6 protein-coding genes are annotated in these 9,530 nt (G+C 66.4%); 2 read left to right on the top strand and 4 right to left on the bottom strand.

Going from position 1 to position 9,530, the window contains the following annotated elements:
* The first annotated feature begins 303 nt into the window (after positions 1–303).
* Positions 304–2,181 (top strand): sigma-54-dependent Fis family transcriptional regulator, encoded by a 1,878-nt coding sequence (locus AC07PE_RS26955; protein WP_498770399.1) that lies wholly within the window; start codon positions 304–306, stop codon positions 2,179–2,181.
* On the opposite strand, the gene AC07PE_RS26950 is transcribed toward AC07PE_RS26955, so the two are convergent.
* Positions 2,174–2,548, bottom strand: coding sequence for a DUF779 domain-containing protein (locus AC07PE_RS26950; protein WP_498770401.1), 375 nt, complete (start codon positions 2,546–2,548; stop codon positions 2,174–2,176). The two genes, AC07PE_RS26955 and AC07PE_RS26950, sit on opposite strands and share 8 nt — an antisense overlap.
* Before the next feature lie 20 nt (positions 2,549–2,568).
* Positions 2,569–4,089 carry an aldehyde dehydrogenase gene (gene adh, locus AC07PE_RS26945; protein WP_498770397.1) on the bottom strand — a complete coding sequence of 507 codons (1,521 nt, stop codon included), beginning with the start codon at positions 4,087–4,089 and terminating at the stop codon, positions 2,569–2,571.
* A 220-nt stretch (positions 4,090–4,309) separates the two neighbouring features.
* Here adh and AC07PE_RS26940 point away from each other — a divergent pair, with 220 nt between their 5' ends.
* Positions 4,310–6,427: a TonB-dependent receptor family protein gene (locus tag AC07PE_RS26940; protein WP_498770395.1), complete on the top strand. Its 2,118-nt coding sequence runs from the start codon at positions 4,310–4,312 to the stop codon at positions 6,425–6,427.
* Here AC07PE_RS26940 and AC07PE_RS26935 read toward each other — a convergent pair.
* Both AC07PE_RS26935 and AC07PE_RS26930 read right to left on the bottom strand, forming a co-directional pair.
* Positions 6,424–7,896: a GTPase domain-containing protein gene (locus AC07PE_RS26935; protein ID WP_498770393.1), complete on the bottom strand. Its 1,473-nt coding sequence runs from the start codon at positions 7,894–7,896 to the stop codon at positions 6,424–6,426. The two genes, AC07PE_RS26940 and AC07PE_RS26935, sit on opposite strands and share 4 nt — an antisense overlap.
* Positions 7,893–9,386, bottom strand: a complete 1,494-nt coding sequence (locus AC07PE_RS26930; RefSeq protein ID WP_498770391.1) for a DUF2868 domain-containing protein — start codon at positions 9,384–9,386, stop codon at positions 7,893–7,895. Before AC07PE_RS26930 ends, AC07PE_RS26935 begins: the two co-directional genes overlap by 4 nt.
* Between the last annotated feature and the right edge of the window lie 144 nt (positions 9,387–9,530).

Raw genomic sequence — 9,530 nt, 5'->3', positions numbered from 1 at the left:
CCGTGTTCTGATCTGCTTGCCTTGTCGACGAATCGTTTTGTTCGTCAGCAGCAGAGGAATGAGATTATGCAGTGTTTCGCTTAACTCGTCAACCCCTCGTTTTTCTTCAGCGCACTCGGCATGGCCGTTTATACAAGTTTAATTCGTTGATTCTATTAAACTTTTCGTGCGCTGCAGAAGCAGGACGCGAACTATAGCAAATGCACGGGGGAGGATGCAAGGGCTCTCTGTTGCGTGCTACATTAATCAATAGTCGACTTCCACCGAAAGAGCCGCAGTCCAGGGCCAACCAGGAGACATGGGATGACTTATCACTTGCCGGCGACGATCGCCAGCTCGCACCGCCGCTCCCAGCATTACGGCCTGCGCGCCGACCTCCGCCCGGACTTCGATCCCCTGTCCGTGTCCGCCCTCTCCGCCCTGGTCGAGCAGAACCGCATGCTGTACAGCCATGCGGTGCCGGCCATGGAAACCCTGTACCAGCAGATCGCCAACACTCACAACTCGGTCCTGTTGACCGACGCCCGCGGTGTGATCCTGCACTCGCTGGGGGATGCCGACTTCCTCGAGAAGGCCAACCGCGTCGCACTGACGCCGGGCGTCGACTGGTCCGAGGAAAGCAAGGGCACGAACGCGATCGGCACCGCCATCGCAGAACAGGCGCCCGCTACCGTGCACGCCGACCAGCACTACCTGACCGCGAACCACTTCCTCACCTGCTCGGCAGCGCCGATCGTCGACCATCATGGTCAGGTGGTCGGCGTGCTCGATGTCAGCGGCGACCGGCGCAGCTTCCACAAGCACACCATGGCCCTGGTGCGGATGTCGGCCCTGATGATCGAGAACCAGCTGTTTGCCGCAGCCTTCGGGAACGCGATCACCCTGCACTTCCACACCCGCCCGGAATTCATCGGCACGCTCATGGAAGGCATTGCCTCCTTCACGCCGGGCGGCCGCTTCCTGGCGGCGAACCGCAACGGCCTGTTCCAGCTCGGGTTGTCCACGCCGGCCCTGCAGGCGCACACCTTCAGCTCCTTGTTCGGCCTGCCGCTGTCCGCCCTCTACGATCATTACCGCAGCGCGGCCCCGGGACTGCTCGACCTGTGCATGCACAACGGCGTGCGCGTACGCGGCCGCGCCGAACTGCGCCTCGCGCATGGCGTGCAGCTCCTCAACGACGCTCCCGCCCTGCCCCCGCCGCCCGCCGCGCCCCGGTCAGTCAGGCCGCCGCCGCGCTCCCGCTTGCAGGCCCTTAACACCGGCGATGCCCGCCTCGCACAAGCCATCGCGAAGGTCGGCAAAGTCGTCGGCCTCGGCGTGCCTGTCCTGATCTTGGGCGAGACCGGCACCGGCAAGGAATGGCTGGCCCAGGCCATTCACGCGGATTCGCCGCGTGCGCGCGGTCCCTTCGTCGCCGTGAACTGCGCCGCGATTCCGGAAGCGCTGATCGAGTCCGAACTGTTCGGCTATGAGGAAGGCGCTTTCACCGGCGCGCGCAGGAAAGGCGCCAGCGGCAGGATCATGCAGGCGCATGGGGGCACCCTCTTCCTCGACGAGATCGGCGACATGCCGCTGGCCCTGCAGGCGCGCCTGCTGCGCGTGCTGGAAGAGCGCAAGGTGGTGCCGCTCGGCGGCGCCAGGGCGCTGGCGGCCGATATCGAGGTGGTCTGCGCCACCAACCAGGATCTGCGCAAGCGCATCGCCGAGGGCCTGTTCCGCGAAGACCTGTACTACCGGCTGAACGGGCTGGTAGTCAAACTGCCACCGCTGCGCGAACGCAGCGACCTCGATGCCATCGTCCAGCAGCTGCTGGCCAGCGAGGCCCGCACAAGGCGCGTGGCCGACGAGGTCCTGCAGCTGTTCCGGCGCCACGCCTGGCCCGGCAACCTGCGCCAGCTGGCCAGCCTGCTGCGCACGGCAAGCCTGATGGCCGGTGACGAGGACGAGATCGGCCTCCAGCACCTGCCCGACGACTTCCTCGACGACCTCGACGATCTCGATACTGCGCCTGCAGCGCCGGCGTCGACGCAAAGCGCCGCAACCAACGCCAGGCTCGACGACCTGGAGCTGAGCGCCATCCTGCGCACCCTCGCCGCGCACGGCGGCAACGTCTCCGCCGCCGCACGCGCCTTGGGTGTATCGCGCAACACGATTTACCGGAAGCTGCCCCGCGTTATGTAGGCTGGTCGCGCAATAATAAGCACTCCTCATCCGTAAACAAGCGCGAACGGGTCAGGAAGCGCCGGCCGGTGCCGTTATCGAGCGAGAACATGCCGCCGTTACCCGCCACCACGTCGATGATCAGCTGGGTGTGTTCCCAATAGCCGAACTGCTCCTGTCCCATGTAGAAGGGCGTCCCGTCAAGGCTGCCCAGGCAGACATCGGTGTCGCTCACATTGAACTCGCCCTCCGGATAGCACATTGGCGCGCTGCCGTCGCAGCAGCCGCCGGACTGGAAGAACATCAGCGGGCCGTGGCGCTGCCGCAGCTCGCCGATGAAGGCGAGTGCGGCAGGCGTCGCGGTCACGCGCGCGATCGTCGTGGCCATCGTCTCGGTTGGCATGCGCGTCAGAAGAAGCCGAGCGCCTTCGGGCTGTAACTCACCAGCAGGTTCTTCGTCTGCTGGTAGTGCTCGAGCATCATCTTGTGGTTCTCACGGCCGATGCCCGACTGCTTGTAGCCACCGAAGGCCGCGTGCGCCGGGTACAGGTGGTAGCAGTTGGTCCACACGCGTCCCGCCTGGATCGCGCGGCCGACGCGGAAGGCGCGGCTGCCGTCGCGCGTCCACAGACCTGCGCCCAGGCCGTACAGGGTGTCGTTGGCGATGCGCAGGGCATCGGCTTCGTCCTTGAAGGTGGTCACAGAGACGACCGGGCCAAAGATCTCTTCCTGGAAGATGCGCATCCGGTTATCGCCCTTGAACACGGTCGGGCGCACGTAGTAGCCGCCGGACAGGTCGCCCTCGTGGGTGGCGCGCTCGCCGCCGGCCAGCACCTCGGCGCCTTCCTGGCGGCCGATGTCGAGGTAGGACAGGATCTTCTCGAGCTGCTCCTGCGAGGCCTGGGCGCCGATCATGGTGGTTTCGTCGAGCGGATTGCCCGCCTTGATTTTCTCCACCCGTGCCAGCGCACGCTCCATGAATTTCTCATAGATCGATTCCTGCACCAGTACGCGCGAGGGGCAGGTGCAGACCTCGCCCTGGTTCAGCGCGAACATGGCGAAGCCTTCCAGGCACTTGTCGAAGAACTCGTCGTCCGCGGCCATCACGTCTTCGAAGAAGATGTTGGGCGACTTCCCGCCCAGCTCCAGCGTCACCGGGATCAGGTTCTGCGCCGCATACTGCATGATCAGGCGGCCGGTGCCGGTCTCGCCGGTGAAGGCGATCTTGGCGATGCGCTTACTCGATGCGAGCGGCTTGCCGGCTTCCAGGCCGAAGCCGTTGACGATGTTGATGACGCCGGCCGGCAGCAGGTCGGCGATCAGCTCCATCAGCACCATGATGGATGCGGGCGTCTGTTCGGCCGGCTTGAGGACCACGCAATTGCCGGCCGCGAGCGCGGGCGCCAGCTTCCACACCGCCATCAGGATGGGGAAATTCCAGGGGATGATCTGGCCGACCACGCCCAGCGGCTCGTGGAAATGATAGGCGTAGGTCTCGTGGTCGATGGTCGAGATCGCGCCTTCCTGGGTGCGGACGCAGCCGGCGAAATAGCGGAAGTGGTCGATCGCCAGCGGGAGGTCGGCGGCCATGGTCTCGCGGATCGGCTTGCCGTTGTCGATGGTCTCGGCGGTCGCCAGCATCTTGAGATTCTGCTCCATGCGGTCGGCGATTTTATTCAGGATGTTGGCGCGCTCGGCGGGCGAGGTCTTGCCCCAGGCCTCCTTGGCGGCATGGGCGGCATCGAGCGCGGCTTCGATATCCTCGGCCGTCGAGCGCGCCACCTCGCAGAAGGGCTGGCCGGTAATCGGCGTCACGTTGGGGAAGTACTCGCCCTTGACGGGTGCCACGAAGGCGCCGCCGATGTAATTGTCGTAGCGCTGGCGGAAAGGGTTGGCGACGCCGAGTTTGCTGATGTCTGCGAGATTCATGTCATCCTCTTCTTTCTTGTGGTGGTGTGGAGTCTCCTATCTCGCAAGCGCCATGCCAGCCCACGCGCGGCAGCGGCCCAGAGCGAAGACGCGGCGCGCGGCGGCCGGATGTGCGCCACTGCCCGTGACACCTGCTCCAGATTGACACAGCGAAGTGAGCAACTGGACAACGGCTTTCACGCCTGGCAGGTATAGTGCGTGGCGGGATCACGGAGAAAAGATGAAACGTCACGTACTCGCTTCAAGCATCATCGCGGCACTGTCCACCACCCATGCATCGTTTGCCTTCGCAGAAGATGGCGTCAATACGGCCACCCCGGTCGTCGTGGTGACGGCCAGCCGCACCGAACAACTGAGCTTCGACCTGCCGGCCTCGATCGACGTGATCGGCGCCGACCGCATCGGCGCCGCGCAGCCGCGCGTGAATGCGTCCGAAGCGCTGGCCGCGGTGCCGGGCCTGGTGGCGCAGAACCGCCAGAACTATGCACAGGACCTGCAGATTTCCTCGCGCGGCTTCGGCGCCCGCTCGGCCTTCGGCGTCCGCGGCGTGCGCCTGATCGCCGACGGCGTGCCCGCCACCATGCCCGATGGGCAGGGCCAGGCCGCCACCTTCGACCTCGACCTGGCCGAACGCATCGAGGTGCTGCGCGGCCCCTTCTCCGCCCTCTACGGCAACCACTCCGGCGGCGTGATCCAGCTGTTTACGCGCGATCCAAAAGCGGCGCCGGAAGTCGAATTCAATGTGAGCGCCGGCAGCTACGGCAGCCGCAAGACCGACCTGAACGCGAGCGGCCGCGCCGGCGGCATCGGCTATCTGCTGGACGTGTCGCGCTTCGATACCGACGGCTACCGCAGTCACAGCGCCGCCACGCGCGACCAGGCCTATGCCAAGCTTACTTTCGCGCCGAGCACCACCAGCCGGCTGGTATTGACGGCCGGCGGCCTGCGCCAGGACGACACCCAGGATCCGCTCGGCGTCACCTGGGCCACCTGGCAGCGCGATCCGCGCGCGGGCGAAATCGACACCACCGACCCGCGCACGCCGCAGCGCACCTTCGCCGAACGCTACGACACGCGCAAGAGCATCGACCACCAGCAGCTGGGCGCGACCTGGGAGCAGCGCTTCGGCGACGACCGCCTGCGCGCGACCGCCTATGTCGGCAACCGCCGCGTGATCCAGTACCAGGCTTTCTCGCAAGGCTTCCAGGCGCCGCCCAGCCATTCCGGCGGGGTAGTCGACTTCGAGCGCGACTTCCACGGCATCGACGCCAACTGGAGCATGTCGCGTCCCTTCCTCGACGGCACGCTGCGCTCCACCTTCGGCATCGAGGCCGGCGCTTCAAGCGACGACCGCAAGGGTTACGAGAACTTCGTCGGCAGCCAGTTCGGCGTGCAGGGCCGTTTGCGCCGCGACGAAAAGGACGATGTGAACAACCTCGATCCGTATGCCCAGTTCGAATGGGAGCGCGACGCCTGGGTCCTGAGCGCGGGGCTGCGCCACAGCCGGGTCGAGTTCGACGTCGACGACCGCTTCCTCGCCAACGGCAACGACAGCGGCAGCGTCAGCTACCGCCATACCACGCCGCTGCTCGGCCTCCTCTACAAGCTGAATCCCGGCCTGAATGTGTATGCCAGCGCGGCGCGTGGCTTCGAAACCCCGACCCTGAACGAAGTCTTTTATTCGGGCGTGGGCAGCGGTTTCAACTTCGCGCTGGCGCCGGCCCAGAGCACCCATCTGGAGTTTGGCGTGAAGGCGATGCCGCTGGATGCGGTACGCATCAATGCCGCCGTGTTCCAGGTGAAGACCAGCGACGAACTGGTGGTCGACAGCTCGTCCGGCGGCCGCACCAGCTACCGCAACGCCAGCGCGACGCTGCGCCAGGGCCTGGAACTGTCGGCGGATGCCGAATGGCGGCGCAACTGGAGCGGCAGGGTGGCCCTGAGCGTGCTGCGCGCCGTGTATGACGAGGGCTTCGGCGCCGTCCTCGCGGGCAGCCGCCTGCCGGGCGTGCCGAACGCCAGCCTGTACGGAGAACTGGGCTGGAAGGATGCCGCCGATCGTTACGGCGCCGCACTGGAAACCATCGCCAACACGAAGCTGTACCCGGATGACGCCAACCAGGGCAATCCGGCCCCGGGCTATGCGATCGCCAACCTGCGCGTGCAGGCGCGCCAGCAGTTCGGCGGCTGGCGTGTGCAGGAATATGCGCGCGTGAACAATCTGTTCGACCGCGGCTACATCGGCTCGGTGATCGTCGGCGACAGTAACCGCCGTTATTACGAAGCCGCGCCCGGCCGCAACTGGGTGCTGGGCGCGAGCGTGCAGTATCGCTTCTAGCTTGCAGCGACGGCCTGCACGGGAATCTGCACGCCGGGATAGAGGCGCGCGAACACGTCGGTGACGACCGTGGAGAGCAGGCGGTAGAGCGGTTCGGCGCCCTTCTCTCCTTGCGTACGCAGATCCTGCCAGAAACGCTCCGTGTCGGGGCAATGCGCCTGCAGCGACTCTTCCACCGCGGCCTGCCAGAACGGCGGCGCCTCGCCCTCGACGAAATTCCCGCGCCCGCGGCCGAAGTGGGCGACCGCCAGGTAGCGCAGGATCCCGCCCACCGTCAGCGTGCGCAGGAAAGGCGGCGCGAACTGCACGGTCGGCTGGTTACGGTCAGTCGTCGTATTGAAGCCCCAGGCAGCGCCCGCCATCGTCAGCGCGCCGACGATCGCCCCCAGCAGCGCGCCGCCGCCCAGCGTCAAGCCGCCCGCCATCAGATCGGCCGACAGCCCCGTCGCCGCACCGGAGACCACCGCGCCGAGCAGGCCGGCCTGCGCCTTGTCGAGCGGCGCGCGGACCTTGAAGTTGTCGCGCACCCGCGCATTGATGCGGGCCGCCTGGCCGGGATCGAGGCGGTGCAGGGTCAGCAGCTGGGTGGTGGCCTGGGAAATCCGCTCTTCGAGGCGCTCGACCAGTTTGGCCATCGCGGCCTCCTGGCGCTTCGCATCCGACTTGCCAAGTTTCACGGCCTTCAGCGCCGATTGCAGGAAGCCGCTTGCTTCCTCGGCGACGGCTTCGCTGTCGTGCGCCGCTGCCGTCAGCTGCTCGGCGGTGATGCGCAGCGAGGCGTGGTAGCGCGCCAGATTGTTCGCTTCCCATGCCGCGCGCAGACGCGCATAGGCGGCGCGCTTCGGTTCCGGCACCAGCCTGCCGACGGCTTCATAGAACACGTGTTCGTGCACCCAGCAGCGCGCGAAGGCATCGAGGGAAAGTACCTCGCGCACGATCGGGTACTGGTCGAGGTGCTGCTTCCACAGGCTTTGCTCGGCCTGTTCGTCGGCCGCCGGACGCGGTGGCCCGAGCTGATTGAGCAGGACGACCACCGGTTTACCGAGCCATTCGAGGATGCGCATCTCGGCCGGCAGGTAGCCGGCGTCACGTGGATGCTCGCTCGAGTTCACCAGGTAGAGCACGACGTCGGCCTCGTCGCGGGCAGCGCGCAGGGCCTGCTGGCTGAGCCAGAACGGACGGTCGCGGTAACGGTCGAATACCTCGCGCAGGAACCAGCCGATCGGATTGCCCGCCATCGCCAGCCGTTTGAGCAGGCGGACCGAATCGCCGAAGCCGGGCGTGTCCCACAGCAGCAAGCTGTCGCCCTGCTCCGTCGTCTGCAGCACGTGCGATTCGGAGAAGGTCGTGACGTGGGCGGCGTCGCGCACTTCGCCGACGTCCATGCCGACCAGGGTGCGCGCTAGCGTGGTCTTGCCGTTGTTGGTATGCGACACGAGCGCGAACTGGACCTTCACCGCCTCGCTCATCGTGCCCCCGCAGCAGCGACGCCGCCCTGCGCGTCAGCCTGGTACTTCTCAGGCTGCAGCAGGTTCACGATGGTCACCGGGACCTGGTAGTGGGTGCAGAACTGGCGCCACAGGGCGACGCGCTCGGCCAGGCGCGCATCCATACCCGGCTGTCCGGCTCCGCGCTCGGTCATCGAGGATTCATCGGCCAGTACGGTCATGCCGCCGGGGAGCTGGCGCGAGAGCGCGGCCAGCAAGGCGCCGTGGTTTTCCTGCTCGGGCGTGGCGGCGAGGCTGAACAACACTGCCGTTATGGTCGGATTCGCGGTCGCATCGCCGGTGTCGGGTCGCAGGTCCTGCAGCAGGGATGTCGGATCTTCGCCGTACGGCAGCGAAGGCCGCAGCATGACCCGGGTCTGGGCGCCGAACATGTTTGCGGCGATCTCGGACAGGCCGCGGTCGCGGCGTTCATCGAGCGTGAAGCTGTAGGGCAGCACGCGCAGGGTCACCGGACCGGGACCGGCGCCGATCTGGTCGGCCAGGTTGCGGAAGTATGGCTGCTGCAGGTCCACGGGGAAGCGCCGTGCAAGGCGCGCCGCACGCCAGCCGGCCAGCACGGCCAGGACAAGGCGCGGCAGGATCACGATCAGCAGCAGGGTCGCCGCATACAGGTGCACCCAGCGTGCGCCGCCGGCACTGGACGGCTCCTGCACGAAACGCAGGGCCTGCACATCGGCGACGCTGAAACCCTCGATCGGGAACAGGAGCAGCGCGGGCGCGAACAGCCAGGACAGCATCGCGTGGACCTGGCTCGCGTCGAGGAAGGTGCTCTCCCAGCCGGCCGCATATTCCGTCAACAGGCCGCGCGCATACAAGGAGATGACGGCGCCGAGCGCGAACGCGGCGGCGGACAAATGGACCGTGCGGCTGAGGCGTGCGTGGGTCAGCTTCCAGGACAGCTGGGTCCAGTCGATCGTGTATTCGCCGAGGGCGGCAGCGAGCGGCGCCGGCAGCTTGCGCGGCAGCTTGGCTTTGCCGACGCTGAGCCGGCGCATCAGGTCCGGTCCGACCCAACCGGTGCGTTTGGACGGGATAAAGAGCCAGGCCAGCAGGATCACATACACCAGCAGGTTCCAGCCAATGATCAGAAGCAGCGGCGCCGACAGCAGGTCGACGCGGTGCGGGTCGGCGATGTGGTCGATGGCGGCCCCTAGAATGAGGGCGAGCAGCGGGAGAAGTGCGGACAGCAGCGGTAGCAAGGGCCGGCGATTCAGGAAAGTGCGGAAGGCGGGCGTGCGTTCGGCGAGGCGCTTGAGGATCTGTTCAGAACGCTGTTCGAGGAAGTGATCGAGCGTGAGCGGAGATTTGCTGTCGGCCGCGGACCACTGGGCCAGCTCGCGTGCGCTGCGGCTCGCGTACATGCGGTCGTCGTCGCTCAGGACTTCGTGTTTGATGTCGGCCGTTTCGATGGAACGGACCAGGATCACCCTTCTCGCCACCTGCTCTTTCATGCTGCGTCCTTAATGGATAGACAACAGCTGCATTGTGCCGCAAATTGCAGGAGCCCGACGGATGGTTCAGAAAAGCAAAAAGCCCGCTCAGTCTTTGACTGAACGGGCTCTGCTTAATAATTAGCCTGACGATAACCTACTTTC

This window comes from Telluria sp. GW821-FHT07G12 (assembly GCF_059418525.1).
This window is presented reverse-complemented; position numbering and strand designations above follow the sequence as displayed.